This is a genomic window from Kocuria sp. KKT182 (assembly GCF_055635395.1).
This window is the reverse complement of record NZ_CM145757.1, coordinates 1,692,896-1,718,448: the sequence shown is the minus strand read 5'-3', so window position 1 is coordinate 1,718,448 and position 25,553 is coordinate 1,692,896. Positions and strand designations below refer to the sequence as shown.

Annotated in this window: 22 protein-coding genes, 1 tRNA gene and 1 riboswitch; of the genes, 14 read left to right on the top strand and 9 right to left on the bottom strand. The window is 73.1% G+C overall.

What is annotated here, in order from left to right; all coding sequences use genetic code 11:
• Window positions 1–60 precede the first annotated feature (60 nt).
• Window positions 61–2,217, top strand: a complete 2,157-nt coding sequence (locus tag ACZ2G1_RS07895) for a bifunctional copper resistance protein CopD/cytochrome c oxidase assembly protein (protein ID WP_470377665.1) — start codon at window positions 61–63, stop codon at window positions 2,215–2,217.
• Between the two features lie 77 nt (window positions 2,218–2,294).
• Window positions 2,295–4,187 carry an NHL domain-containing thioredoxin family protein gene (locus ACZ2G1_RS07890; RefSeq protein WP_095650362.1) on the top strand — a complete coding sequence of 631 codons (1,893 nt, stop codon included), beginning with the start codon at window positions 2,295–2,297 and terminating at the stop codon, window positions 4,185–4,187.
• 6 nt (window positions 4,188–4,193) lie between these two features.
• On the opposite strand, the gene ACZ2G1_RS07885 is transcribed toward ACZ2G1_RS07890, so the two are convergent.
• Entirely contained in the window at window positions 4,194–5,177 is a 984-nt protein-coding gene (locus tag ACZ2G1_RS07885) for a hypothetical protein (protein ID WP_470377664.1), read from the bottom strand.
• A gap of 147 nt (window positions 5,178–5,324) precedes the next feature.
• On the opposite strand from ACZ2G1_RS07885, the gene ACZ2G1_RS07880 reads away from it, so the two are divergent.
• A complete protein-coding gene (locus ACZ2G1_RS07880) occupies window positions 5,325–5,975 on the top strand; it encodes a hypothetical protein (RefSeq protein WP_470377663.1) in 651 nt (216 codons plus the stop codon).
• A 130-nt stretch (window positions 5,976–6,105) separates the two neighbouring features.
• On the opposite strand, the gene ACZ2G1_RS07875 is transcribed toward ACZ2G1_RS07880, so the two are convergent.
• From ACZ2G1_RS07875 to ACZ2G1_RS07845, 7 genes are all read right to left on the bottom strand, one after another.
• Entirely contained in the window at window positions 6,106–7,365 is a 1,260-nt protein-coding gene (locus ACZ2G1_RS07875) for an ABC transporter ATP-binding protein (protein ID WP_017832631.1), read from the bottom strand.
• Window positions 7,366–7,416: 51 nt separating this feature from the next.
• Entirely contained in the window at window positions 7,417–8,250 is an 834-nt protein-coding gene (locus ACZ2G1_RS07870) for a carbohydrate ABC transporter permease (protein WP_095650364.1), read from the bottom strand.
• A gap of 3 nt (window positions 8,251–8,253) precedes the next feature.
• Window positions 8,254–9,246, bottom strand: a complete 993-nt coding sequence (locus ACZ2G1_RS07865) for a carbohydrate ABC transporter permease (protein ID WP_095650365.1) — start codon at window positions 9,244–9,246, stop codon at window positions 8,254–8,256.
• Window positions 9,243–10,565 (bottom strand): extracellular solute-binding protein, encoded by a 1,323-nt coding sequence (locus ACZ2G1_RS07860; RefSeq protein WP_470377662.1) that lies wholly within the window; start codon window positions 10,563–10,565, stop codon window positions 9,243–9,245. Before ACZ2G1_RS07860 ends, ACZ2G1_RS07865 begins: the two co-directional genes overlap by 4 nt.
• Before the next feature lie 283 nt (window positions 10,566–10,848).
• The gene (locus ACZ2G1_RS07855; RefSeq protein ID WP_109221685.1) at window positions 10,849–11,775 is read right to left on the bottom strand and encodes an AEC family transporter; all 927 of its coding nucleotides are present in this window, start codon (window positions 11,773–11,775) and stop codon (window positions 10,849–10,851) included.
• A gap of 92 nt (window positions 11,776–11,867) precedes the next feature.
• A complete protein-coding gene (panD, locus tag ACZ2G1_RS07850) occupies window positions 11,868–12,314 on the bottom strand; it encodes an aspartate 1-decarboxylase (protein ID WP_017832626.1) in 447 nt (148 codons plus the stop codon).
• A 164-nt stretch (window positions 12,315–12,478) separates the two neighbouring features.
• Window positions 12,479–12,549 (bottom strand) — tRNA-Gly (locus ACZ2G1_RS07845).
• A gap of 133 nt (window positions 12,550–12,682) precedes the next feature.
• On the opposite strand from ACZ2G1_RS07845, the gene dcd reads away from it, so the two are divergent.
• Entirely contained in the window at window positions 12,683–13,258 is a 576-nt protein-coding gene (dcd, locus tag ACZ2G1_RS07840) for a dCTP deaminase (protein ID WP_017832625.1), read from the top strand.
• A gap of 79 nt (window positions 13,259–13,337) precedes the next feature.
• On the opposite strand, the gene ACZ2G1_RS07835 is transcribed toward dcd, so the two are convergent.
• Window positions 13,338–14,681: an MFS transporter gene (locus ACZ2G1_RS07835; RefSeq protein ID WP_470377661.1), complete on the bottom strand. Its 1,344-nt coding sequence runs from the start codon at window positions 14,679–14,681 to the stop codon at window positions 13,338–13,340.
• A 265-nt stretch (window positions 14,682–14,946) separates the two neighbouring features.
• Here ACZ2G1_RS07835 and ACZ2G1_RS07830 point away from each other — a divergent pair, with 265 nt between their 5' ends.
• The 10 genes from ACZ2G1_RS07830 (at window position 14,947) to ACZ2G1_RS07785 (ending at window position 25,552) form a co-directional block, all read left to right on the top strand.
• Window positions 14,947–18,057, top strand: a complete 3,111-nt coding sequence (locus ACZ2G1_RS07830) for a Na+/H+ antiporter subunit A (protein WP_470377660.1) — start codon at window positions 14,947–14,949, stop codon at window positions 18,055–18,057.
• On the top strand, window positions 18,054–18,548 hold the full coding sequence (locus tag ACZ2G1_RS07825) for a Na(+)/H(+) antiporter subunit C (RefSeq protein WP_017832622.1): 495 nt from the start codon (window positions 18,054–18,056) through the stop codon (window positions 18,546–18,548). The genes ACZ2G1_RS07830 and ACZ2G1_RS07825 overlap by 4 nt, the downstream gene beginning before the upstream one ends.
• Window positions 18,545–20,185, top strand: a complete 1,641-nt coding sequence (locus ACZ2G1_RS07820) for a Na+/H+ antiporter subunit D (RefSeq protein WP_109268220.1) — start codon at window positions 18,545–18,547, stop codon at window positions 20,183–20,185. Before ACZ2G1_RS07825 ends, ACZ2G1_RS07820 begins: the two co-directional genes overlap by 4 nt.
• On the top strand, window positions 20,182–20,889 hold the full coding sequence (locus tag ACZ2G1_RS07815) for a Na+/H+ antiporter subunit E (RefSeq protein WP_035928246.1): 708 nt from the start codon (window positions 20,182–20,184) through the stop codon (window positions 20,887–20,889). Before ACZ2G1_RS07820 ends, ACZ2G1_RS07815 begins: the two co-directional genes overlap by 4 nt.
• Window positions 20,889–21,158 (top strand): MrpF/PhaF family protein, encoded by a 270-nt coding sequence (locus ACZ2G1_RS07810; RefSeq protein WP_172604427.1) that lies wholly within the window; start codon window positions 20,889–20,891, stop codon window positions 21,156–21,158. The genes ACZ2G1_RS07815 and ACZ2G1_RS07810 overlap by 1 nt, the downstream gene beginning before the upstream one ends.
• Before the next feature lie 5 nt (window positions 21,159–21,163).
• Window positions 21,164–21,622: a monovalent cation/H(+) antiporter subunit G gene (mnhG, locus tag ACZ2G1_RS07805; protein ID WP_109221894.1), complete on the top strand. Its 459-nt coding sequence runs from the start codon at window positions 21,164–21,166 to the stop codon at window positions 21,620–21,622.
• 60 nt (window positions 21,623–21,682) lie between these two features.
• Entirely contained in the window at window positions 21,683–21,961 is a 279-nt protein-coding gene (locus tag ACZ2G1_RS07800) for a DUF4235 domain-containing protein (protein WP_017832614.1), read from the top strand.
• A 137-nt stretch (window positions 21,962–22,098) separates the two neighbouring features.
• Window positions 22,099–22,218: riboswitch (TPP riboswitch) on the top strand.
• 90 nt (window positions 22,219–22,308) lie between these two features.
• The gene (locus ACZ2G1_RS07795) at window positions 22,309–22,929 is read left to right on the top strand and encodes an ECF transporter S component (RefSeq protein WP_035928249.1); all 621 of its coding nucleotides are present in this window, start codon (window positions 22,309–22,311) and stop codon (window positions 22,927–22,929) included.
• Complete coding sequence (locus ACZ2G1_RS07790; protein ID WP_470377659.1) at window positions 22,926–24,758, top strand: ABC transporter ATP-binding protein; 1,833 nt, start codon at window positions 22,926–22,928, stop codon at window positions 24,756–24,758. The genes ACZ2G1_RS07795 and ACZ2G1_RS07790 overlap by 4 nt, the downstream gene beginning before the upstream one ends.
• Window positions 24,755–25,552, top strand: coding sequence for an energy-coupling factor transporter transmembrane component T family protein (locus ACZ2G1_RS07785; protein ID WP_017832611.1), 798 nt, complete (start codon window positions 24,755–24,757; stop codon window positions 25,550–25,552). The genes ACZ2G1_RS07790 and ACZ2G1_RS07785 overlap by 4 nt, the downstream gene beginning before the upstream one ends.
• Window position 25,553 lies beyond the last annotated feature (1 nt).

Here is a 25,553-nt window from a genome sequence, read left to right as displayed (position 1 = left end):
GGGGAGGGACAATGGAGACGGGCCGCCCCGTCGTCGTGGGGCGGATGAAGGAGACTGACCATGAGTTCGAGGACGGCCGAGCGCGCCGACCACGGCACCGCCGCCCGGCCGGGCGACCGGGGGATCGACCCCTGGTGGCTCGCGGCCGTGCCCCTCGTGGCCCTCGCGGCGCTCATCGCGGCGATGCTGTGGACCGGCTCCGGCGCGGCCCGGCTCGCCGCCGACCCCGGGGCGCTGGTCCGCTGGGGGCTGCCCGCCGCGGAGCTCGTGCACAACGGCGCGCTGGTGGTGGTCATGGGGGCCCTGCTGTTCGCGGTGGGCGTCGTGCCGACCACCGTCGACGGGCGCCGCCGGGGCACCCGGGACCGCGCCGCGGCCCCCGAGCACCCGCTGTTCCGCCGCGCCCTGCGCCTCGCCGAGGCCGCGGCCGTGGTCTGGACCGTGGCCGCCGTGGTCGTGCTCGTCCTGTCCTACTCCGACGTCGCGGGCGTGCCCGTGGGCGGGGACGGGACCTACACCCAGCAGCTGCTGCACTACACCACGGACATCCCCACCGGGCAGGCCCAGGCGGCGATCGTCGTGGTGGCCGCCGTCGTGACCACCCTGGTCTTCGGCATCCGGGCGCTGCTCGGGCTGCTGCTCACCCTGGCCCTGTCCTGCGCGGCCCTCGTCGCCATGGCCCTCAACGGGCACTCCGCCGGCGGCAACGACCACATGGGCGCCGTCAACTCCCTGGGCCTGCACCTGCTGGGCGCGGGGCTGTGGACGGGAGGGCTCGTGGTGCTCGCCTGGCTCTCCCCGCAGCTGAGCGCCCCGGACGCCGGCACCGGCACGCTCCCCGAGGGCGCCGCCCGGGGCCGTCCGTCCGCCGGCCCGCGGCGGCGGGTGCCGATCGCGGCCGTGGTCCTGCGCCGCTTCTCCGCGGTCGCCCTCGGCGCCTTCCTCCTCGTCCTGCTCTCCGGGACGGTCAACGCGGCCGTGCGCATCGGCTCCTGGGAGCAGCTCTTCAGCGGCTACGGGTGGCTCGTGCTGGTCAAGTTCGTCCTCACGCTGGGCCTGGGCCTGGCGGGCCTCACGCACCGCCGGTGGCTGGTGCCCGCGCTCGAGGCCGGCCGGCTCACGGCCCGCCGCGCCGTGTGGCAGCTCGTGCTCGGGGAGCTGCTCGTGATGAGCGCCGTCATGGGCGTCGCCGTGGCCCTGTCCCGGACCGCCCCGCCGGTGCCCGAGGAGATCGCCCCGGACGCCTCCCCGGCGCTGATCCTCACCTGGTACGAGCTGCCGCCCGAGCCCACCGCGGCCTCGTGGTTCACCACGTGGCGCGTCGACTGGCTGTGGCTCGCGGTCTGCGTGTTCCTCGCGGCCGTCTACCTGTGGGCGTTCGTGCGCGTGCGCCGGCGCCGGGACTCCTGGTCCGTGCTGCGCACCCTCTCGTGGCTCACCGGGGTCGGGGTGCTGTTCTTCATCACCTCGGGCGGGTTCGCCGTCTACGGCCGGGTCCTGTTCTCGGCGCACATGGTCGAGCACATGGCACTGACCATGGTCGTGCCGATCTTCCTGGTCCTGGGCGCGCCGGTCACCCTGCTGCTCAAGGCCCTGGAGTCCCGCCCGGACGGCACCCGCGGGCCCCGCGAGTGGATCCTGCGGCTCGTGCACTCGGGGTTCGGCAGGGTCGTGACGCACCCGATCTTCGCGGCCGTGAACTTCGCCGGCTCCATCGTGGTCTTCTACTTCACCCCGCTGTTCCACTTCACCCTGCACTACCACGTGGGCCACGTGTTCATGGTCGTGCACTTCCTGATCACCGGGTACCTGTTCATGCTGGTGCTGATCGGCACGGACCCCGTCCCGTACCGCCCCGGCCACATGATGCGCCTGGTCCTGCTGCTGGCCACGATGGTCTACCACGCCTTCGTGGGGGTCGCCCTCATGGGCTCCGACACCCTGCTGCAGGCCTCCTGGTTCGGCAACACCGGCCGGGACTGGGGCCGCACCGCGATCGAGGACCAGCAGCTCGGCGGGGCCCTCATGTGGGGGATCGGCGAGTTCCCCACCGTCGTCGTCGCCGTCGTCGTCGCGATCATGTGGGCGATCGAGGGCACCAAGGAGAACCGCCGTGCGGACCGCAAGGCCGACCGCACGGACGACGCCGAGCTCAAGGCCTACAACGAGATGATGGCCGGGCTCGCCGAGCGCGACGACCGCGCCGCCCGGCCCTGAGCACCGTCCCGCCCGTCCCGCCGCCCGTCCCGCCCTGGTCCACCCCGTCCTGCTCCGCCCCGAAAGGATCCCCCTCCATGCGCCTCACCTCCCGCGTCCGCGCCTCCGAGCTGCAGGGCCGTGCCTGGCTCAACACCGGCGGCAGGGACCTCGACCTCGCCGCGCTGCGCGGCAAGGTCGTGGTCCTGGACTTCTGGTCCTTCTGCTGCATCAACTGCCTGCACGTGCTCGACGAGCTGCGCCCCCTCGAGGAGCGCTTCTCCGACGTCCTCGTCACGGTGGGCGTGCACTCCCCGAAGTTCGAGCACGAGGCCGACCCGGACGCGCTCGCGGCCGCCGTGGACCGCTACGAGGTCCACCACCCCGTGCTCGACGACCCCGAGCTGACCACCTGGGACGCCTACACGGCCCGCGCGTGGCCCACGCTCGTGGTGGTGGACCCGGAGGGCTACATCGTGGCGCACCTCTCGGGGGAGGGCCACGTGCAGGGCCTCGTCACCCTAGTGGAGGAGCTCGTGGCCGAGCACGAGGCCCGGGGCACCCTGCACCGCGGCGACGGGCCGTACGTGCCCCGGCCGGCGCCCGAGGGGGACCTCCGCTTCCCGGGCAAGGTGCTGCCGCTGCCGGACGGCTCGTTCCTGGTCTCCGACACGGGCCACCACCGCCTGGTCCAGCTCGACAACGACCTCGAGACCGTCCGGCGGGTGATCGGCGCGGGCAAGGGTCACGCGGACGGCGACCCGGGGACCGCGCGCTTCACCGAGCCCCAGGGGCTCACGCTGCTGCCCGAGGAGGTGCGCGCGGCCGCCGGCTACGACGTGGTCGTGGCGGACTCCGTCAACCACCGGCTCCGGGGCGTGGACCTCGCCACGGGGCAGGTGCGCACGGTGGCCGGCAGCGGGGTGCAGCGGCTGCTCGACGAGGAGCGCGCGCGGGGGGCGGAGCCGAACCACATCGACCCCGAGGCCGACCCGCTGGAGGTCGCGCTGTCCTCCCCGTGGGACGTCGTGTGGTCCGCGCGGGCCGACCGGCTCGTGGTGGCCATGGCGGGCACCCACCAGCTGTTCTCGTTCGACCCCCGGACCGGCCGGCTCGCCGTGCTCGCGGGCACGGGGGACGAGGGGCTCAAGGACGGGTCCGGCGCCGAGGCGTGGTTCGCGCAGTCCTCGGGGCTCGCGGAGGACCACGAGGGCAACGTGTGGATCGCCGACTCGGAGACCTCCGCCCTGCGCGTGCTCCGGTTCGACGACGACGGGGCCGTCGCGGTCGAGACCGCCGTGGGCGAGGGGCTGTTCGACTTCGGCTTCCGCGACGGCGACGCCGGCGGGGCCCGCCTGCAGCACTGCCTCGGCGTGGCCCAGCTGCCCGACGGCTCGGTGGCCGTGGCGGACACCTACAACGGCGCCGTGCGCCACTACGACCCCCGGACCCGGCAGGTGGCCACGCTGGCCCGCGGCCTGGCCGAGCCCTCTGACGTGCTGCTGGACGTCTCGGGGGAGGAGCCGCTGCTCGTCGTCGTCGAGGCCAACGCCCACCGCCTGGTGCGCGTGCCGATCCCCGCCGCCGCCCAGCGCGTCGACGAGGGGGCGTCGCGGACCCAGCGGGCCCGCACCAGGCTCGCCCCGGGCGCGCTCGCGGTCGAGGTGCGCTTCGCGGCGCCGACCGGGCAGAAGCTCGACGACCGGTGGGGGGACCCGACGCAGCTGAGGATCTCGTCCTCCCCCGAGGAGGCGCTGGCCGAGGGCGCCGGCACGGCCCAGGGCCTGCGCCGGCAGCTCGTGCTGGCGGACGGCGTCACCGAGGGCGTGCTGCACATCACCGCGCGCGCCGCGGCGTGCGACGGCGAGCCGGGAGGGGAGATCCCCGACCACGCGGCCTGCCACCTCTACCAGCAGGACTGGGGCATCCCCTTCGTGCTGGACGCCGACGGGGAGAGCGAGCTGGTCCTGGACCTGCGCGGCGTCAACTGAGCGGGCTCAGCCGCGCGGGTCGACCCGCACCGTCGAGCCGTCGATGTCGAGGTCGGCGGCGACCTCGAACGGCACGGTGCGCTCGAGCCGTTCGACGTCCCCGGTGAACAGGTCGAGGGAGTCGAAGGCGATCCGCGCGGTGCCCTGCGCGGGCTCCAGGGCCCAGCCCCGGCCGCCCTCGGCCCCCACGACGATCTCCGGGTCCGGATAGGACTCGATCGTCCACTCCACGTCCCCCGAGACCCGGCCGTCGAACTCGAAGGAGAACGGGCAGCCGGACGGGAAGAGGCTGCCCTGCCCGGCGCAGCCGTCCAGGTGCTCCTTCAGCTGCCGGTCCACCTCCTGCTCGAGGGCCTCGGTCGGCCCGGCCTCCAGGACGATCTCCGCCTGCTGGCCCGGGTCGGTCAGCACGGTGCGCACCGGGTCGGCCGCCACGAGCTCGGACGTGTAGGAGGCCGTGTAGACGCCCGGGAAGAAGGCGGAGAACTCCGCGGAGGACTCCGGCAGGGCCACGGACATGCCGTTCACGTCGACCGAGGTGGCCCCCGGCAGACTGACCGTCACCGTGGGCAGGGGGGTCTCGTCGAACGCCCACACCGTGAAGAAGCCCCACTGGGTGTCCACGGGGTGGAGGGCGAACTCGGAGCTGTGCGGCTGGCCGTCGAGGGTGTAGTCCGCGCGGACCACGGCCCGCTCGCCGTCCTCCGAGACGGTGGAGACCTCCAGGTCCTCGAGGTCCTCGGCCGCGGCCTCGAGCGGGTCGCCGTCCAGCATCGCCGCGTTGGCCTCAGGGACGCGGGCGTTGAGCAGCCCCAGGGCCTCGCCGCCGTCCCCGTCCCGCAGGTCCTCGAGGTAGGCCCGCACGTCCGTCTCCGGACCGTACATGTACTTGTTCACCAGGGCGATGGTGACGGCGGCGGCCGCCACCCCGAGCAGCACGAGGAACAGCCAGGCCCCGAGGGCTTTCAGCACGCGGACGTTGGACTCCATCCGATCACGCTAGCCGATCGCCCCCCGGCCTGCGCGTGCACCGGGCCGGGCGGGGCCCGTCCGGGGCGCGGTCCGCCCCAGGACGGGTACGCTACGTGCCGCACCCCTTCCCCCGCCCGATCGTCCCCCGTCTGGAGCTGACTCCCCATGGCCGACTCCGTCCGCCAGGTCCCCGAGAAGTACGGACCCGTCCGCGCCGTGCTGCGTCCCCGGCTGGGCTCCTACGGCCGCCGCCTGCTCTCCTGCCTGGGCCCGCTGCTGGTGGTCGTGGTGCTCGTGCTGTTCCTCTGGGCGCGGCGCCCGGCCCCCGGCGTGGCGGTGGTGGTGCTCGTGCTCGTGCTCGCCGCCGCCGCCGCGTGCTGGGTCCGGCTGCGTCCCGTGCTGGTCGTCCGCACGGACAGCCACGTCCTGCGCTCCCGCACCGTGGGCTTCGCCGCGACGCCGCTCACGGAGGTGGAGCACGTCGTCACGGTCGGGGCCCTGCACCGGGCGGCCGGCGCCCCGCGCTCGGCCGCCCGTCCCCACCTGTGGGCGGCGGGCCGCTCGGGCCGCCGGGTCCTGGGCCTCGACGGCGCGGTGTGGGACGCCCGCGCCCTCGAGGACGTCGCCGTGGCGCTGGGGGCGCCCCGCACCCATCTCGAGCGCGCGACGGCGCGGGAGGCCGCGGCCCGCTGGCCCCGGCTCGTGCCCTGGGGGCTCCGGCACCCGCGGCTGCGCTCGGCCGCGTCCTCCGCGGGTCTGCTCGCCGTCCTCGCCCTCGTGGGGTGGTTCTCGCTCGGCCTGCCGGGCACCGGCTGAGTTCCTGGGCTCGCCGGTACCAGCCGCGCCTCTGGGCTCGCCGGCACCTGCCGCGCCCCGGACGCGCGGGAGCCCGCCGCCCCGGCAGCGGGCGGCGGGCTCCTCGGGCACCGGGCGGAGCGCCCTGTGCTCAGCCGGCGGCGGCCAGCTCCTGGCGGGCCCGCTCGATCTCGGCCTTGCGCTCCTCGACGGCCTCGCGGGTCAGCTCGGCGCCGGCCTCCTCGTCCCGGGTCAGGTTCGCGCCGGTCTCGGGGTCGAAGACGTGCATCCGGCGGGTGTCGACCCAGATCCTGCCCTTCGTCCCCCCGCGGATGCGGGAGGTGGCGTCGAGGGAGACGACGATCTGCGGGTGCATCTCGTCCCCGTCCAGCTCCTGCGCCAGCTCGTCGAGCTTCGCCTTGACCGAGTCGTCCTGCCGGTAGTTGATGTAGCCGTACTGCTCGTTGCCCATCCACTCCGTGTGGGTGAACTCGGTGTCGAAGACGGTGCCGCGGGAGGCGATCGCCTCGTCCACGAACTTGGCGTCGTTGAAGTGCTCGGGGCGCAGGCCGAGCAGCACGATCGACCCGTCCGCGGGCAGCTTCCCGGCGGCCTTCTCGGGGACCGGGATCTCGCCCAGCGGGGTGTCGAACACGCTGCCCTTCACGTGCGCCGGGAGGAAGTTCATCGACGGGGAGCCGATGAACCCCGCCACGAACAGGTTCGCCGGCTGCTCGTAGAGCTCACGGGGCGAGGCGATCTGCTGCAGGATGCCCTTCTTGAGCACCGCCACGCGGTCGCCGAGGGTCATGGCCTCCGTCTGGTCGTGGGTCACGTAGACCGAGGTGATGCCCATCCGGCGCTGGAGCTGGGCGATCTCGGTGCGCATCTGGCCGCGCAGCTTCGCGTCCAGGTTGGACAGGGGCTCGTCGAACAGGAACGCGTCGGCGTCCCGCACGATCGCCCGGCCCATCGCCACGCGCTGGCGCTGACCGCCGGAGAGGTTGGCCGGCTTGCGCTCGAGGTGGTCGTCGAGGTCCAGGGTCGAGGACGCCGTGCGCACCTTGCGGTCGATCTCCTCGTCGGAGAACTTGCCCTTGGACAGCCGCAGCGGGAACGCGATGTTCTCGTACACGGTCAGGTGCGGGTAGAGCGCGTAGTTCTGGAACACCATGGACAGGTTGCGCTCGCGGGGCTCCTTCTCGTTGACCCGCTGGCCGTTGATCAGGAGGTCCCCGGAGGTGATGTCCTCGAGGCCCACGATCATCCGCAGCAGCGTGGACTTGCCGCAGCCGGAGGGCCCCACGAGGATGAGGAACTCGCCGTCGGCGATGTCGATCGACACGTCGTTGACGGCCGGGAAGCCGTCGCCGTACTTCTTGACGAGGTGGTTGAGGGTGATGGATGCCATCTGGGACTCAGTCCTTCGTTCGGTTCGGAAGATGCGGGAGGTGGCGCGGGCTCAGCCCTTGACCGCGCCCTGGGTGAGGCCGGAGACGATCTGGCGCTGGAACAGCAGCACCAGCAGCACCACCGGGATGGTGACGACGATGGCCGCCGCGGAGATCGCGCCCGCCGGGTCCTCGAACTGTGAGGCGCCGGTGAAGAACGCGAGCGCCGCCGGGACGGGCCGGGCCGCCTCGGTGGAGGTGAGGCCGATACCGTAGACGAAGTCGTTCCACGCGATGAAGAACGCGATGATCGCCGTGGTGAAGACGCCGGGCAGGGCCAGCGGCACGATGACCTTGCGGAACGCCTGCCACGTGGTGGCGCCGTCCACCTGGGCCGCCCGCTCGAGGTCCCACGGGATCTGCTGGAAGAACGCGGTCAGCGTCCAGATGGAGATCGGCAGGGTGAGCGAGAGGTAGGGGATGATCAGGCCGGGCCAGGTGTCGTACAGCCCGATCTGGCGCCACAGGTTGAACAGCGGGGTCACGATCGAGACCACGGGGAACATGGACACCGCCAGGGCGACCGTCAGGATCATCTTCTTGCCCGGGAAGTCCAGCCGGGCGATGGCGTAGGCGCAGAGCGTGGCGAGCACCACGGCCACGGCCGTGGCGATCAGGCAGATGCCGATCGAGTTGATCAGGGAGGGCACGAACAGTTCGCGGGCCTGCCCCACGAAGATCGAGGAGTAGTTCTCCCCGACCCACTGCGTGGGCAGGAACTTCCCGGAGGTCAGGTCCGCGGGCGTCTTGAAGGACGTCATGAGGATCGAGGCGACGGGGAACAGGGCGTAGACGAGGACCAGGACCGTGACGACGCCCCATCCGACCTTCTGCTTGGTGGTCATGGGTTACCTTCCCTTCCCGGCGCCGGCGAGGTCGACCTTGAACACCTTGATGGCGACGAAGGCGATCAGCAGCACGCAGACGAACAGGATCACGGAGATCGCGGAGCCGAGCCCGATCTCCAGTCGGCCGATGGAGGTGCGGTAGGCGAGCAGGGACAGGGTCTCCGTGCCGTACTGCCCCTGGGTCATGATGAAGATGTTGTCGAAGATGCGGAACGCGTCCAGGGCGCGGAACACCACGGCCACCATGATCGCGGCCTTCATGTTGGGCAGGACCACCCGGGACATCCGCTGCCACCACGTGGCGCCGTCGACCCGCGCCGCCTCGGTGTACTCGCTCGGCACCTGGGCCAGGCCGGCGAGCAGCAGGAGCGAGATGAACGGCGTGGTCTTCCAGATCTCGGAGGCCATGATCACGAACAGGGCCGGCCACTGGGACGCGAACCAGTTGAAGTCCGGGCCGATGCCCGGGACCCAGGAGAACCAGTTGTTGATGTAGCCGGTCGTGATGTCGAACGCGTAGAACCAGGCGAACGCGGAGACCACGGTGATGATGCCGTAGGGGACCAGGATCGCGGTGCGCAGCAGCCCCTTGGTGCTGCGGATCGCGTTGTTCATCACGAGCGCCAGGGCGAAGCCGAGGACGAGCTCCACGACCACGGTGACGATCGTGATGAGCACCGTGATCCACAGGTCCCGCCAGAACACCCCGTCGGTGAGGACCGTGGCGTAGTTGCCGAGGAAGACGAACTCCTTCTCCCCGGGGGCGGTGAGCCGGAACGAGAAGAAGGAGTCCCACAGCGCCTGCAGGATCGGGTACATCGTGACCAGCAGCATCACGATGAACGCCGGACCGGCGAGCATCCAGCCGAGCTTGCGCTCCGACCGGGCCCGGTCGGACATCAGCGGCTTCGCGCTGCGGCGGCCGGTCACGGGGGCCGGGGAGACCTCCCGGGGCCCGGTGCCGGGGGCGTTGGGGTTGACGACGGTGCTCATAGCAGCCGCTCTCCTCTCAGGACGGACTCGATGAACTCGGCGGTGAGCCGGGGCGTGTCCTCGGTGACCGACGCCGGCGGGGTCCACTCCTGCTGGATGGCGGTGGAGACCTCGTTGTAGAACGGCGTCTGCGGGCGCGGGGCCGCGTTGTCCAGGGACTCGCGGATCGTGGCGTACATCGGGTAGGCCTCCCGGACCTCCGGGTCCTCGTAGGCGGCCTCGGACGCCGCCGGGTTGCCGTTGCTCACGAAGTAGTAGGCCTGGTTCTCGGGCTGGACGATGCACTCGACCGCCTCCCACGCCAGCTCCTGGTGCTCGGACGTGGCGCCCACGCCGATGTTGATCCCGCCCAGCGGAGGAGCGGAGGGCTCGTCCGGGTCCACCCGCGGCCACAGGGCCCAGCCGATGTCCTCGTACACGGACCGGTCGACCGTCCCGCCCTCCACGGCGGCGGCGGTCGCCGCGTAGATGAAGGGCCAGTTGACCATGAAGGAGCCGTCGTCGGACTGGAACTGGATCATCGAGGCGTTCTCGTCGGCGGTCGGCAGGCCGGGGCCGCCGAGCCCGTCCTGGCCGATGGTCCCGACGATCTCGGCCGCCTTCCGGCCGGCGTCGGAGTCCAGGCCGATCGAGATCTCGTCGGAGGGGGCCTCCGGGTTCTCCACGATCGAGCCTCCCGCGGACGCCACGAGGGCGTTCACCCACACGGTCATCGACTCGGCCGACGTGCCCTGCACCCCGAGGTACTTGTCCTGCTCCCGCGCGGCGTCCATGATCTGGTCCCAGGTCACCGGCTCGTCCATGTTCAGACCGGCGGCCTCCGCCACGGACTCCCGGTACCACAGCAGCTGGGTGTTGGCCCAGAACGGCACCGAGACCAGCTCCTCCTTCCACTTCGCGCCCTCGAGGGGCCCCGCCAGGACGTCCTGGGTCGTGGCCTCTTCCACGTCCCCCGGCACGGGGGACAGGAAGCCCGGCTCGGCCAGTTCGGGGATGAAGGGCGGGTCCAGGCTCATGATGTCCATCGAGCTGTCCCCGGCGGCCAGGCGCCGGGCGAGCTGCTCGCGCTGCGACGCGGCGTCGCGCGGGAGCAGCGAGGTCTCGATGTTGTACCGGCCTCCGGACTCCTCGGAGCACTGCTGCGCGAGCTCCGCCTGACCGCCGGCGTCGGGGTTGATGTACCAGGTCAGGGTGGGGGTGGCGCCGGCGTCGGCGTCACCGCACCCCGTCATGAGCAGGGCACCCACGGCACCGAGGGCCGCGGCGGCGCTGAGCCGCCGCCTGCCCGGTGCTCTGTGGGGGTGTGAGGTGGTGGTCAACGGTCGTTCCTCCCCTTCGGCGATGTGGCGGTCCGCGAGGGGCGTCGAGGGGATCCTGTGGGACCCGGTCGGCGGGACGGTCGGCGGCGGGTGCTGCCGGTCGACCACCCCTGCACGGAGCCTTCAGTCTATGAGTGCGCTACCTCACAGACCAGTAACCTGCCGGTTTGCATCGGTGTGCCGCCGTGGGTCCGGGCGTGTCCCGGTGCGCCCGGCTGTTCCCGCCCGGAACGGCGCCGGGTGCGGCTCCGCGCCGGGAGGTTCTGGGGCGCGGCTGGGCGGCTCAGGAGAGCAGCAGGGCCACGACCGCCATGGTCAGCATGGCGACCACCGTGGTGACGAGCACGGTGTCCCGGCACAGCTGCTCCGCCCGGCCGTAGCGCACGGCCGCCACGTAGATGTTCTGGGCGGTCGGCAGCGCCGCCATCACCACCACGGCGTAGAGGAGGTGGCCGTCCAGGCCCAGCACGAACCGGGCGAAGAGGAACGCCAGCGCCGGGTGGAGCAGCAGCTTGAGCGTGCTGGCCAGCACCACGTCCCGGCGCGGCCCGGCACCCCGCCGCAGCGGGGAGGCGCCCACCAGGGAGATGCCGAAGGCCATCAGCATCGCCGGGATGGAGGCCCCCGCCACCAGCTCCACGGGCTCGTGCACCACCTCCGGCAGCCGCCACCCGGTGACGGCGAAGAGGATGCCCAGCCCGGAGCCCACGATCATCGGGTTGGTGACCACATTGCCCAGGACGCTGCCGAGGCTGGGGCGGCGGCCGTCGGTGAGGGTGTCCATGACGGTCAGGTAGACGGGGGTGTTGAGCGCCAGCTGGAACAGGATGACGGGGACCACCTGGGACGCGTCCCCGAGCACGAAGACGGCGATCGGGATGCCGAGGTTGGCCGAGTTCACCTGGGAGGCGGCCTGGGCGCCCATCACGGTGCTGGCCGCGTCCCGGCGCAGCACCCACCGGGCGATCCCGGCGTAGACGAGGGTCGTGGCCACGGCGGACACGGCGGCCACCAGCAGCGGCGCGGAGAGGATCTGGGCGATGTCCGCCTCGGAGATGGTGAGGAACAGCAGCGGCGGGCTGGCCACGTAGAAGGCGAACTTGCTCAGCACGAGCTGCCCCTGGGGGCCCAGCACGCCCCGCCGGCCCACGGCGTAGCCGGTCAGGATGACGGCCCAGACGATGAAGAACCCCGAGAACACTCCGGTCACGGGACCCTCCCTCGCGCTGCTGCGGGTCCGCGTCCGCGGGCCCCTACAGTTCTATCCCATCACCGGCCCGTCCGCGGTCGGGCCGGGGCGGGTCACGCGGCGGGCAGGTCGGCGCGGGCGGCGCTCAGCGTCCGGGAGTGGGGCGGGCGGGCGACGCCGTCGAGCAGTGCCTCGGCGGGGTCCGACCCGAGGTCGACGATCCGGTTGTCCGCGTCCACGTGGACCACGGACGGCACGTGGGCGCGGGCCTCGGCGTCGTCCATCTGCGCGTAGCTGATGAGGATGACGAGGTCCCCGGGGTGCACGAGGTGGGCGGCCGCCCCGTTGATCCCGACGACGCCGGAGCCGCGCTCGCCGGCGATCGTGTAGGTCTCCAGCCGCGCGCCGTTGGTGACGTCCACGATGGAGACGAGCTCGCCGGGGAGGATGTCGGCGGCGTCGAGGAGGTCCTGGTCGACGGTGACCGAGCCGACGTAGTGGAGGTCGGCCTGGGTCACGACGGCACGGTGGATCTTGGCCTTGAACATGGTGCGCAGCATGACGGGAGATGTGCTCCTCGTGAGCGGGGTGCGGGTGACGGGCGCAGGACCCGGGCGGTCGCCCCGGTGCGGATGCGGGGAACGGGGCGCGGGGACATCCTACCGCGCGGTCCCGGGAGACGACGAACGCCCCGGCCGGGTGGGCTCGGGGCGTTCGGTGCGAGAGCGGCTGACGGGAATCGAACCCGCGTATCAGGCTTGGGAAGCGTGCGCTCTACCATTGAGCTACAGCCGCGCATCCGTGGTCCGTCCGGCGCGAGCACCGGACGAGGACAGCACACACTCTACACCACCCGCCGGGACGGGGGTGGGCGCGGGGCGGCGGCGCAGCGCGGTCCGGCGCCTGGCCGTGCGATACCTTGGAGACCGTGCTGATCTCTGACCGCGACATCCGCCGGGAGCTCGACGGCGGCCGGGTCGTCCTCGAGCCCTACGATCCCGCCCTGATCCAGCCCGCCAGCATCGACGTGCGGCTGGACCGCTGGTTCCGGCTCTTCGACAACCACAAGTACGCGCACATCGACCCGTCCGTGGAGCAGCCGGAGCTCACCCGGCTCGTGGAGGTCGACCCCGAGGAGGCCTTCGTGCTGCACCCGGGGGAGTTCGTGCTCGGCTCCACCTACGAGAAGGTGACCCTCCCGGACGACATCGCCGCCCGTCTCGAGGGGAAGTCCTCGCTGGGGCGCCTGGGCCTGCTGACCCACTCCACGGCGGGGTTCATCGACCCGGGCTTCTCGGGGCACGTCACGCTCGAGCTGTCCAACATGGCCACGCTGCCGATCAAGCTGTGGCCGGGCTCCAAGGTGGGCCAGCTGTGCTTCTTCCGGCTGTCCTCGCCCACGGAGCACCCGTACGGCTCCGGCGCCTACGGCAACCGGTACCAGGGGCAGCGCGGACCCACGGCCTCGCGCAGCCACCTCGGGTTCTCCCGCACCCGCATCTGACCCCGCACGGCCCGGCCGCGCCCGGCGGTGTGCCGGCGCCCCGCGGCCCGTGAACCGGCGGGCCCACGAACCGGTCGGCTCACGAAGCGGCGACGCCGTGGTGGGGGGACGCCGCGGTCTTCGGGTCGCGCGCGCGCAGCAGCAGGAGCAGGCCGGCGCCGACCACCAGGAGGATCCCGAGGATCCCCCAGCGCTGCGCGCCGAGCACGGAGACGAACACCGCGAACAGGGTGGGCGCCAGGAAGCTCACGGCCCGGCCCGTGGTGGCGTAGAGGCCGAACAGGGCGCCCTCCTCTCCGGTCCGCGTGAGCCGGCCGAGGAACGTGCGGGAGGCGGACTGCGCGGGGCCCACGAACAGGCACAGCAGCAGCCCGCAGACCCAGAACGCCGCCGTGCCCTCGAGGAACAGCAGCGGGGTCCCGGCCAGCAGGATGCCGACGAGCGACGCCACGATGACGCGCTTGGGCCCCACCCGGTCGTCGAGCCGCCCGCCCACGAGGGCGCCCGCCCCGGCCGCCACGTTGCCGACGATCGCGAAGACGATGACCTCGCTCAGGGTGAAGCCGAACGTGCCGGCCGCGATGACGCCGCCGAAGGTGAACACCGCGTTGAGCCCGTCCCGGAACACGGCGGAGGAGAGCAGGAACCACAGCGTCTGCGGGGCGTCACGGTACAGCTCCCGCAGGGTCTGCCACAGCTGGCGGTAGGAGCGGGCCACGGACGGGCGCGGTCCCCGGCGGGTGGGGCGGATCTCGGGCACCACCAGCAGGACGGGGATCGAGAACAGCGCGATCCACAGCCCCGAGAACAGGGCCACGGCCCGCACGTTGAGGGCGTCCTCCTCGGGGATGCCGAGCAGGCCCGGGGTGATGAACCCGAACAGCACGATCGTCAGGGCCACGATCCCGCCGAAGTAGCCCATGGCCCAGCCCTGGCCGCTCACCCGCCCGATGTGCTCGCGGCCCGCGATCCCCGGCAGCATCGCGTTGTAGTTGACCACCGCGAACTCGTCGAAGACGTTGGCCAGCGCCAGCAGGCCCACCCCGAGGTAGAGGTACGGCTGGTCGGGGAGGACCAGGAAGCACAGGGCCGTGAGCAGCGCCGTGAGCATCGTGTTGATCCCGAGCCACAGCTTGCGCCGCCCCGCGCCGTCGCTGCGCTGGCCCACCACGGGGGCCAGCAGGGCCACCACCACGCCGGCGGCCCCGATCCCGTAGCCCAGCACCTCCGAGGCGCGGTCCTCCCCGCCGAAGGGGGCGCTCGTGAGATAGACGGTGAACACGAACGTGGTCATCACGGCGTTGAAGGCGGCGGATCCGGCGTCCCACAGGCTCCAGGCCCACACGTGCGAGCGGCGCGGCACGAACGCCGTCGCCGGGAGGGAGGGGACGGGGGCGGGAGGGCCGGGGGGCGTGGCGTCCATGGCAGTCATGCTAGGCCCGCGGTGCCCGTCGCGGAGGGCGGCCTCGCCGGAGGACCGCCCGGCAATCCGGGTTCCGCCCAGGAAACCGTCCGGGAACGTACAGGTGCTGTCAGGACATGCGAGCGGGAGCGGCAACACCCCTTTGATAGGGTGGAACACCCGGGTGCGCCCCGGCCACCCCGTGCTCGCACAGGTCCTCCGTGCCCGCGTCCGGGCCCCTCGACGCCCGCCCGCCGATCTCTTCCCCGACCCCCGGAGGCGCCTGATGACCGCTGTGCTCCTGCTCCACGCAGTGGTGGCCGCGGTCGCGCCCCTGCTGTTCGCACGGATGGGACGCAGCGCCTTCTACCTCCTGGCGGCGGTCCCGTTCGCCGGCTTCCTGTGGCTGCTGGGCTCCGGCCCGCGGGTCTACGGCCCGGAGGGCGGCTGGACCGAGGGCGGGGAGTGGATCCCGTCCCTGCGCCTGGACCTGGTGCTGCGCATGGACGCCCTCTCGTGGACGATGTCCCTGCTCGTGCTCGGCGTGGGCTCCCTGGTGCTGTTCTACTGCGCCCGCTACTTCAAGTCCGGCGCGAGCGGCATCGGCGGCTTCGGCGCGCAGCTGCTCGCCTTCGCGGGCGCCATGTTCGGCCTGGTGACCGCCGACGACATGCTGGTGCTGTTCGTCTTCTGGGAGATCACCACCGTCCTGTCGTTCCTGCTCATCAGCTACAGCCGGACCCGCCTGTCCGCCCGGCGCGCGGCGCTGCAGGCCCTCGTGCTCACCACCGCCGGCGGCCTGGCCATGCTGGTCGGCATCGTGATGCTGGGCCAGGCCGCGGGCACCTACCGGATCTCCGAGGTGCTCGCGGCGGCCCCCGAGCTGGCGCAGCGCGGGACCGTGGTGGACGTGGCGGTCCTCCTGCTCCTCGTCGGCGCCGTGACGAAGTCCGCGCTGATCCCGCTGCACTTCTGGCTGCCGGCCGCGATGGCCGCGCCCACCCCGGTGTCCGCGTACCTGCACGCCGCCGCGATGGTCAAGGCCGGCATCTACCTGGTGGCCCGCTTCGCCCCGGGCTTCGCCGAGACGGCGCTGTGGCAGCCGACCATCGCGGTGCTGGGGCTGGGCACCATGCTCTTCGGCGGCTGGGCGGCCCTGAAGCAGTACGACCTGAAGCTGATCCTCGCCTACGGCACCGTCAGCCAGCTCGGCTTCCTCATGGTGATCGTGGGCCGCGGCTCCGCGGACACGGCGCAGGCGGGCATGGCCATGCTCCTCGCGCACGGGCTGTTCAAGGCCACGCTGTTCCTCGTGGTCGGGATCATCGACCACCGGGCGGGCACCCGGGACATCCGCCGCCTGTCGGGGCTCGCCGGCCGCGTGCCCGTCCTGTTCGCCGTCTCGCTCGTGGCCGCGGCGTCCATGGCCGGGCTGCCCCCGCTGGCCGGCTTCGTGGCCAAGGAGGCCGTGCTGACCGCCTTCGCCCACGACGTCGAGGGCGCGGCGGGGACCGTGGTGCTCGCCGGGCTCGTGGTCGGCTCCGTGCTGACCTTCGCCTACAGCGCCCGGTTCGTGTGGGGCGGGTTCGCCCACAAGTCCGCCGAGTTCTCCGAGCTCGACGCCGGGGTCGGCGGCAGGGCCGTGGTCAGCGACATGCAGCGGGTGGAGCCCGCGTTCCTCGCCGCGCCGCTCGTGCTCTCCGTCCTCACGGTGGTCCTCGGCCTCTGGCCCCAGCCGGTCGACGCGATGCTGCAGCCCTACGTCGACCAGTTCCCGGCCGTGGAGCACGACTTCTACCTGGCCCTGTGGCACGGGTTCACCCCGGCCCTCGGGCTCTCCGCCCTCATCGTCGCGGGCGGGATCCTGCTCCACCGCTTCCGGAGCCAGGTCGCGGACCTCCAGCGGGCCCTGCCGTCCCTGCCCCCGGGCGAGCTCGTCTACCGGCGGGTCGTCAACGTGCTGGACTTGGCCGCCGTGTGGATCACCGGCCGCACCCAGCGCGGTTCGCTCATGTTCTACCTCTCGGTCATCCTGATCACGGCGATCGTCGTGCCGCTGGTGGCGCTGATCGCGGAGGAGACCCCGCCCCTGGGGGCGCTGCGGGTCTCCGACGGCCCCGGGCAGCTGATCGCCGGCGCGGCCATGGTCGTCGCGGCCCTGCTGGTGCCCCTGGCCCGCAAGCGCTTCCTCGCGGTGCTGCTCGTGTCGGTCACGGGCTACGGGCTGGCCCTCATCTTCGCCCTGCAGGGCGCACCGGACCTCGCCCTGACGCAGACGCTCGTCGAGACCATCCTGCTCGTGGCGTTCGTGCTCGCCCTGCGCTCGCTGCCCGCCCCCCTGTGGCACCGCAACCCGGCCGGGCGCCGGCTGCTGCGCGGCACCATCGCGGTCACCTTCGGGCTGTTCATGATGGCGCTCGCGGCCTTCAGCATCTCCTCCCGCACGGCCGACCCGATCTCCCTGGAGCTGCCCCGCATGGCCTACGAGCTCGGCGACGGCCAGAACGTCGTCAACGTGATCCTCGTGGACATCCGCGCGTGGGACACGTTCGGGGAGATCTCCGTGCTCGTGCTCGCCGCCACCGGGGTGGCCTCCCTGATCTTCGTCACGGGTCGCGGGGACCGCATCGTCCGCTCCGGGGACGATCCCACCACCGACCAGCTGCGGGTGATCCGGCGGCGCAACGCCGCGGCCGTCTCGCCCGGCGGCGAGCCCCTGGAGGTGGGGCTGGCTCGCCGCGACGACGACCTCGAGGACCCCTACCTGCTCGCCGGGCGGACGATGGCCCCCGAGCGGCGCTCGATCGTCTTCGAGGTCGTCACCCGGCTGCTGTTCCACACGTTCATGATGGTCTCCCTCTACCTGCTGATCGCCGGGCACAACGACCCCGGCGGAGGGTTCGCGGGCGGTCTCATGGCCGGCCTCGCCCTGACCGTGCGCTACCTCGCGGGCGGGCGCTACGAGCTGGAGCTGGCCACGCCGATCAACGCGGGCACGATGCTCGGGACGGGCCTGGCGCTCGCCGCGCTCTACGCCGTCACCCCGGTGTTCTTCGGCGGGTCGGTGATGCAGAGCTACACCTTCGAGGCCGAGCTGCCACTCTTCGGGGCGGAGAAGTTCGTGACCGCCCTGATCTTCGACATCGCGGTCTATCTCATCGTGGTGGGGCTCATCCTGGACATCCTGCGCTCGCTCGGCGGCCGGATCGACCAGCGGATCGAGGAGGACGCGGTCCGCCGGCGGCGGCGCACCCCTGGACGCGGCACGCGCATCCGCGTCACGCGGCAGCGGAAGGTGTCCGCCGGCGCCCCCGCGGGAGCGACCGCGGCGGCCTCCGCGACATCGCCGACCGCGATCGCCCGGATCCGCACCGACGGAGGGAACGAGCACCGATGACCGTGAACCTGACCCTGCTGGTCGTGATGGGCGTGCTCTACGCCGTGGGCGTGTACCTGCTGCTCGAGCGCTCGCTCACCCGCGTGCTGCTCGGGCTGATGCTGCTGACCAACGGCACGAACCTGCTGATCCTGCACGCCGGCGGGGCCGCCGGGTCCGCGCCCCTGTACGAGGGGTCGATCGCCGCGGAGGACTACAGCGACCCGCTGCCCCAGGCCCTCATCCTCACCGCCATCGTGATCTCCCTCGCCGTCACCGCGTTCCTGCTGGGCATGATCTACCGGTCCTGGGTCCTCGGGCGCCGGGACGAGATCCAGGACGACGTCGAGGACCGGCGCGTGGCGCGGCAGTCCTCCTACGACATGGAGGACGACGCCGACGTCCCCGCCGACACCACGGAGTTCGACGACGCCCCACGGCCCCAGGACCCCGGTGAGTCCCTGGAGACCCCGGGTGTGCGCGGCGTCGACGAGTGGGGAGGGAGGCGGTGACCGTCGACTTCGCCCAGCTGGCCCCCCTGGCCGTCATCATCCCGTTCCTCGGGGCGGCCCTGAGCCTCCTGCTCCTGCGGCGCAACGCCCTCCAGCGGACCGTGGCCATCGGCTCGCTCGTGCTCACCCTCGCGGTCGAGGCGCTCATCCTCGGGACCACGTGGAACCTCGGCCCGCAGGCCGTCCACCTCGGCGGCTGGGAGGCGCCCTGGGGCATCGTCATGGTCGTGGACCAGCTCTCGTCCCTGATGCTCGTGGTCTCCACGGTCGTCTCCCTCGCCGTGCTCGTCTACGCGAGCGGGCAGGGCGTGGCCGACGGCGACGAGGAGGGGCCGATCTCGATCTTCCACCCCTCCTTCCTGATCCTCGTGGCGGGGGTCTCCAACGCCTTCCTCGCCGGGGACCTGTTCAACCTCTACGTGGGGTTCGAGATCCTGCTGACCGCGTCCTACGTGCTCATGACGATGGGCGGGACCGTGCAGCGGATCCGCACCGGCGTGACCTACGTGGTGGTCTCGGTGATCTCCTCCGTGCTGTTCCTGATCACCATCGCGATGATCTACGCGGCCACGGGCACCATCAACATGGCCGATCTCTCGGTCAAGCTCGAGGGCCTGCCGGTGGGGACGCAGATGCAGCTGCACCTGATGCTGCTCATCGCGTTCGGCATCAAGGCCGCGGTCTTCCCGCTGTCCTTCTGGCTCCCGGACTCCTACCCGACCGCCTCCGCGCCCGTGACCGCCGTGTTCGCCGGCCTGCTGACCAAGGTGGGCGTGTACTCGATCATCCGCACCGAGACCGTGCTCTTCCCCGGGGAGCGGCTCGACGACCTCCTGATGTGGGTCGCGCTGCTCACCATGGTGGTCGGCATCCTGGGCGCGCTCGCGCAGATCGACATCAAGCGCATGCTGTCCTTCACCCTGATCAGCCACATCGGGTACATGATCTTCGGGGTGGCCGTGGGCACCCAGGAGGCGCTCTCCGCCACGGTCTACTACGTGGCCCACCACATCGTGATCCAGACGAGCCTGTTCCTCGTGGCCGGGCTGATCGAGCGCCGCGGGGGGTCCACCAACGTGGACCGGCTGGCCGGGATGGCCAAGATCTCGCCGCTGCTCGCGCTGCTCTACCTCGTGCCCGCGCTCAATCTCGGCGGGATCCCGCCGTTCTCCGGCTTCCTGGGCAAGACCGGTCTGCTGCAGGCCGGCGTGGACCAGGGCGACGGGCTGGCCTACGCCCTCGTCGCCGGCTCCGTGGCGGTGTCCCTCCTGACCCTGCTCGCCATGATCCGGGTGTGGAACCGCGTGTTCCTGCGCGCCCCGGAGGACGCGGAGTACCCGGACCCCATCCTGCTGGCCCCGGTGCCCGCCGGCTCCCGGTTCCTGCTGACCTCGGGTGCCGTCGACGACCAGGCGGGCCGCTTCGCGGGCAAGGGCGACGTGCGCCTGATGTCCCCCTCGATGCTGGGCGGGGCCTCGGCCCTCGTCGCCGCGGGGGTGGCCCTGACCGTGTTCGCCGGGCCGCTGTTCCAGCTCGCGGACAACGCCGCGGAGAACCTCGTCCGCCCCGAGCGCTACGTCGAGGCCGTGCTGGACCCCGCGTCCGCGCCGCGGCCCGTCGTGGAGGAGGCCCCGTGACCCGCCCCAAGAATTCCCTGCTCGTCGAGCTGCCGCTGCTGGTGTGGCTCGTGGTGGTGTGGGGCGCCCTCTGGGGCGACTTCGGCCCCGGCAACCTGCTGGTCGGACTGGTCCTGGCCCTGCTCGTCACCTGGGTGCTCTACCTGCCGCCCGTCCAGCTGTCCGGCCGGTTCAACCCGTTCCAGTTCGCCCTCTTCGCCGTGACGTTCGTGTGGCAGGTCGCCAAGGCGAGCTTCGAGGTGATGCTCATTGCGATCCTCGTGGGCCCGCGCGCGCGCAACGCCGTGGTCGGCGTCCAGCTGCGCACGCGCTCCGACCTGCTCCTGACGGCCACCGGCCACACCATGACCCTGATCCCGGGCTCGCTCGTGGTGGAGGTGGACCGGGCCTCCGGCACGCTGTACTTCCACGCGCTCAACGTCCGCAGCGCTCAGGAGGCCGAGGACTTCCGCCGGTCCGCCCTCCGGGTGGAGGCGGCCTGGATCCGGATCATGGGCACCCCGGAGGAGCTCGCCGCCCTGCGGGCCGAGCGGGGCGGCGGACGGGCCTCCGGCACGGACCGGCCGGACAGCGCCGCGCTCAGCTCGCCGATCACCGCGAGCCTGCAGATCGTGGGCCGCCGCCGGGACGAGGTGCCCACCGGGTCCCCGGCGGACGCCCCGGGATCCACCCCCACCGACACCCACGAGGAGGACCACCCGTGATGCAGATCGCTGTGGCCGTCGCGGCCGTGCTGCTCAGCGCGGCCGCCGCGGGCACCCTCTACCGCCTCGCCAAGGGCCCCTCCCTGCTGGACCGTGTGGTGGCCACGGACGTGCTGCTGGCCATCGTCGCGGCCGCCCTCGCCGTGGACATGGCCTACCACGGCCACCTCAACAACCTGATCCTCATGGTGATCGTCTCGCTGGTCGGGTTCATCGGCTCCGTGACGGTGGCGCGCTTCGCCACCCAGACCGCCGAGCACGGGCGGTGAGCGCCGTGCTGGACACTGTCCTGGACGCCGCCGCGGCCGTGTGCCTCGTGGTCGGCGCGCTCATGTCCCTCGCCGCAGGGATCGGCCTGGTCCGCTTCCCGGACCTCCTGACGCGCATGCACGCCGGCACCAAGCCCCAGGTCTTCGGGCTGCTCCTCATGCTCACGGCAGTCGCCCTCGAGAACCGCGAACCCGTCATGATCCCGCTCATCGCCCTCGGCTGGATCTTCCAGCTGCTCACCGTGCCCGTCTCGGCGCACATGGTGGGACGCTCGACGTACCGCACCAAGCACCTGAACCGGACCACGCTGACCCAGGACGACCTGCAGAAGGTCCTCAACCGCGCCGCGGAGGGCGGGGCGGAGGGCTCCGCGGAGGGCGTCGCCGCGGGACCGCCGGTGCCGAGCCCGGACGGCCGGCGGGCGGACGGACAGCAGACTGACGGATCGCCGGGGACGCGTTAGGCTGGGCAGGATCGACAGGGCGCACCCGCGTCCTCCTCGGACGACAAGGAGCAGCACTCCATGAACACCAAGGTCCTCGAACTCGTGGGCACCGGCCTCTCGCTCGGCGGCGTGGCGCTCTCGCACAAGGTGCTCGGCGCGGCGTGGACGCGCATCACCGGCGACCCGCCCCCCGCCAAGAACCCGGACCCGGACGAGGCCTGGACGGGCATCATCATCTGGTCGCTCGTCACCGGTCTCGTGGGCACCGTCATCAAGGTCGGCATCTCCCGCCAGATCGCGAAGATGGAGAACAGGCCGCGGACGAACCCCAAGGCCTCGAGCCAGGCCGAGGTCTGAGGCCCGGCGAGCACCTCGCGCAGGGGCCCGTCCGGCCGGACACCGCACCGGTGTCCGGCCGGACGGGCCCCTGCGTCGTTCACCGGCCGTGCGCCGGCAGTGCACGGGGCGGGCGGGGGAGGGGTAGACTCGGTGCCACTGAACGACAGGGGAGCGCCCCGCCGGTGAGACCGGCGCGGCGCTGAGAGTGCGGATCGCCGCAGACCCTCGAACCTGCTCCGGTTAGCACCGGCGAAGGGAGTCGAGCATCTCAGGGGTGCTTCCCCGGGAACGCGCCACCGGCGCGGCCCGCGGAACCCCGTCCCCTCCTGGCACCGACGGCTCGCTGAGCCCAGGAGGAACCCACCGTGAACACCACCACCCACCGCCCCGCCCGCCGCCCCGGCACGTCCCGCGCGTCGTCCTGGCGCGTCGTCGACATCGTCGTGGCCGCCGTCCTCGCCGCCGTGTGCGCGGTCGTCTTCTGGGCGTGGTCGAACCTGCTCTACCCCGTGGTCGGCACGGCCGCGGTCGCCTACCCGCCCGCCGTAGGGCTGATCGCCGGCGGCTGGCTCGTGGCCGGCGTGCTCGGCGGGCTGATCATCCGCAAGCCCGGCGCCGCGCTGTTCTGCGAGCTGCTCGCCGCCGTGATCGAGAGCTTCCTGGGCACCCACTTCGGTCTGCTGGTCGTGCTCTCCGGTCTCGTCCAGGGCATCGGCGCGGAACTGGCCTTCGCCGCCTTCCGGTACCGCCGGTTCGACGCCCTCGCGGCGGCCGTGGCGGGCGCCGTGAGCGGGATCTTCCTCGGCGTCCACGAGAACATCGTCTACAACTACGAGTGGGCGCTGAGCCACCAGGTGGTCTACGTGGTCCTGGCGGCCGTCTCCGGGGCGGTGCTCGCGGGCCTGCTGATGCAGGCCGTGGTGCGGGCCCTCGCGGCCACCGGCGTGCTGCAGGGTCTCGCGTCGGGGCGGGCCGTGCGGCGATGACGGCTTTCACGACCCCGGGCCCCGTGGTGCCCGCCGGCCGCGGGGCCCGGGTCGAGGCCCGCGGCTTCGGCTGGCACCACCCCGGGCGGGACGCGGCGGCGCTGCGCGGCCTCGACCTCGTGGTGGAGCCGGGGGAGCGCGTGCTCCTGCTGGGACCCAGCGGGGCGGGCAAGTCCACCCTCCTGCACGCCCTGGCGGGAGTCCTCCACGACGACGACGGGCAGTCCGCCTCCGGCGAGCTGCTGCTCGACGGCATGCCGCCGGAGCAGGCGCGCGGCCGGGCCGGGCTCGTGCAGCAGGACCCCGAGTCCCAGATGGTGCTGTCCCGGATCGGGGACGACACCGCCTTCGGCCTCGAGAACCTCGCGGTGCCCCGGGAGCAGATCTGGCCGCGGGTGCGCGCGGCGCTCGACGACGTGGGGCTGGACCTCCCCCTCGACCACTCCACCGCGGCCCTGTCCGGCGGGCAGAAGCAGCGCCTGGCGCTCGCGGGCGCCGTGGCCATGAGCCCGGGGGTGCTGCTGCTCGACGAGCCGACCGCCAACCTGGACCCCGCCGGCGTGCGGCGGGTCCGCGACGCGGTGGTGTCCTGCCTCGACCGCAGCGGCGCAACGCTCGTGGTCGTGGAGCACCGTGTCGCCGTGTGGGCCGAGGTCGTGGACCGCGTCGTCGTGCTCGGCCGGGACGGGAGCATCACCCACGACGGCGCGCCGGGCCGGGTGCTCGGCACCGCGGCCGACGAGCTCAGCGGCGCGGGGGTGTGGGTGCCCGGCCGAGTGCCTGCCACGCGTGCGCCCGCTCGCCCCGCCGCGGGGCCCGGTGCCGGTTCCGCCGGGGGTCCCGCCGGCACCCGGGCCGCCGGCTCCGGGGCGGACGGCGCGCCGCTGCTGAGCGCCACCGGTCTGGGCGTCTCGCGCAGCCAGCCGTCGGCGCGGCAGCTGCGCGCCCGGCGGCGGGCCCGGCGGCGCGGCCGCCCGCTGGACGACGCCGCCGCGGGCCGGGACCTCCCCACGGCGGTGGCCGACGTGGAGCTGACCCTGCGCCGCGGCCGCGCGCTCGCGCTGACCGGGCCGAACGGCGCCGGCAAGTCCACGCTCGCGCTGACGCTGGCGGGTCTGCTCGCCCCCGTGCGCGGCACCGTGCGGGCCCACCCGGTCCTCGACCGCGGCGCGGGCCCCGACCCGCTCGAGTGGAGGGGCCGGGAGCTCGTGGCCCGCGTGGGGACGGTCTTCCAGGAGCCCGAGCACCAGTTCCTGCGCGCCACCGTGCGGGCCGAGCTCGAGCTCGGCCCCCGGCTGGCCGGCACGCCGGTGGCCGAGCGGGAGCGCCGCACGGACGAACTGCTCCGCCGGCTGCGGCTCTCGCACCTGGCCGACGCCAACCCGTTCACCCTCTCCGGGGGCGAGAAGCGGCGGCTGTCCGTGGCCACGGTGCTCGCCACGGACCCGGACGTGCTGGTGCTCGACGAGCCGACGTTCGGTCAGGACGCCCTGACGTGGGCGGAGCTCGTGGACCTGCTCGTGGAGCTCGTCGACGCCGGCACGGCGGTCCTCGCCGTGACCCACGACGAGGACTTCGTGCGGGCGCTCGGCGCCGAGGTGCTGGCGCTGGGCACCCCGAGCGAGCGGGGCCGCGCCGCTCGCACGGCACCGGCGGCGGGAGGGGCGCCGGCCGTTCCTGTCGTGCGGTCCGCGTCCGCGGCGGGGAAGACCGCGGCTGCTCCTGCCGTGCGGTCCGCGGCCGCGGCAGGGAGTGCCCCGGCCGCTCCGGCGGCGCCGGGGGCCGGCGCGGTGCGGGTCGTCCCCGTCCGGCGGGAGCCCGTCCGGTGAGCGCCGCCGCGATCGCGCCGTCGGCCCGGACCTCGCTGCTGGGGCGCACGAACGCGGTGGTCAAGCTGGCCGGGGCGCTGCTGCTGACCGTGGTGCTGCTGCTCAGCGCGGACCCCGTGACGTCGGGGACCGTGCTGCTGGGCGAGGTGCTGCTGCTGGCGCTGGCCGGTCAGCGCCCGCTCGCGCTGCTGCGCCGGGCGTGGCCGGTGGTCGTGGCGGCACTCGTGAGCGGGTGGGGCACGGCCCTGCTCGCCGAGGACTCCGGGCCGGTGCTGCTCGACCTGGGGGTCACCGGGATCTCGTCCGGCTCGGTGGCCGCAGGGGCGGCGATCGCCCTGCGCGGGCTGGCGCTGGCGCTGCCCGGGCTGATGCTGGTACTCACCACGGATCCCACGGACCTCGCCGACGGCCTCGCCCAGACGCTGCGCCTGCCGGCCCGCTTCGTGCTCGCGTCCCTGGCCGCGCTGCGGCTGGTGGGGGTGATGGTCTCCGAGTGGGCCACCCTGGCGATGGCGCGGCGGGCGCGCGGGGCGGGGTCCGGGCACGGTCCGGTGGGCGCGCTGCGGGAGTTCGGCGGCCAGGCCTTCACGCTGCTGGTGCAGTCCCTGCGACGGGCCACCCGGCTGTCGGTCACCATGGAGGCCCGCGGCTTCGGTGCAGGTCCGCGCACGTGGGCCCGCGTCCCGGGGTACTCCTGGCGGGACGCGGCGGTCCTCACGGGCTGCGCTGCGGCCGCCGCGGCGGGCCCGGCGGTGTCCGTCCTGCTCGGGACGCACCGGTTCATCTGGGCCTGAG